Origin of the sequence: Ottowia beijingensis, from assembly GCF_042680925.1 — a bacterium.
Lineage (GTDB): Bacteria > Pseudomonadota > Gammaproteobacteria > Burkholderiales > Burkholderiaceae_C > Ottowia > Ottowia beijingensis.
The window spans coordinates 1-1,031 of the sequence record NZ_JBHUEP010000024.1; the positions used below are offsets into that span (position 1 = coordinate 1).

Annotated in this window: 1 protein-coding gene; it reads right to left on the minus strand. The window is 63.6% G+C overall.

Annotated features, from left to right (window positions below; translation table 11 throughout):
- The coding region (locus ACFSCU_RS18920) for an IS91-like element ISCR8/ISPps1 family transposase (RefSeq protein WP_377561348.1) at positions 1–1,031 on the minus strand (1,031 nt) is incomplete at both ends.

The window sequence follows — 1,031 nt, forward strand, 5'->3', positions numbered from 1 at the left end:
AGTAGCGGTGCCGGTGGGTGCGTGGCGGTGGCACCAGCGCGGCAATGCGGTCGATGAGCTCCAGCGGTGTGAGGTGCAGCTCATCTGCCTTGGCACCACGCTTGTCACTGGTGGGCTCGCTGCGCTGTTTGGCACAGCGGTACACCAGTTTGCTTCCCTCTTTGCGTAGGCGCTCCATGGAAAACGGTGGACGCGCGCAATAGCGCAGCAGCCGCTCCAGCGCAGCGCGGTCGTGGGCTTCGATGCAGACACCGGCGTCCACCGAGAAGCCGCTGTGTTTGTAGCCCAGCATGTCTTTGGCGTCACAGTTCTCCAGCAGGCCCCGAGCAACGAAGGCGCGCAGGATGCGTTTTTGCAGTGTGGTCTGCACTGGGGCCACGGTAGCCGCATCGATGCCGGTGGCCGCGTGAAAGATGACACCCGGCGATGAGATTCGAGGGGTCGCATCAGCATCGCCCTCGCCCTCCACTTCCTCAAACACCCCGTCCACCACACAAACGTGGAAGTGGACGTGTTCATTGAGGCTGGAGCCGAATCGGTGAATGAAGGCGATGGCACCGATGTGCAGGCCTGCCTTGTCCATATGGGCCGCACCGGGGCTGTGGGTCTGCAGAGTTTGTGCGATCACCCGCAGAAAGATGCGCAGCACCATGCTCAGCACCGCTCCGTCGCGCTGCATGAAGTACCGAAGCCGCTTGGGAACCGACAGCACCCACTGGCGCACCGGCAGGCGGGGGGAGACGTGGTCGTTCAGGTGCGCTGCTGTCTCCACCATGCGCCGGGTGGTGCACGAGGGGCAGACTCCCCGGCCTTTGCAGGAGAAGGCTACAAAGTAGTCGTGCCCACAGTCGCCGCAGCGAGCGCGGGCAAAGCCATGGGCAAAGATGCCGCACTCAAGATACTTGGCAAACGCTTTGCGCACGAAGGGCTTGGGGGTGTGGTGGTCGCCCTGGCCGTCGAACTGACCCGCGCTGGCCAACTCTAGCCAGGTCTCGTAGTGCTCGGCTACCGTTTGGTAGAGCAGCGTGCGT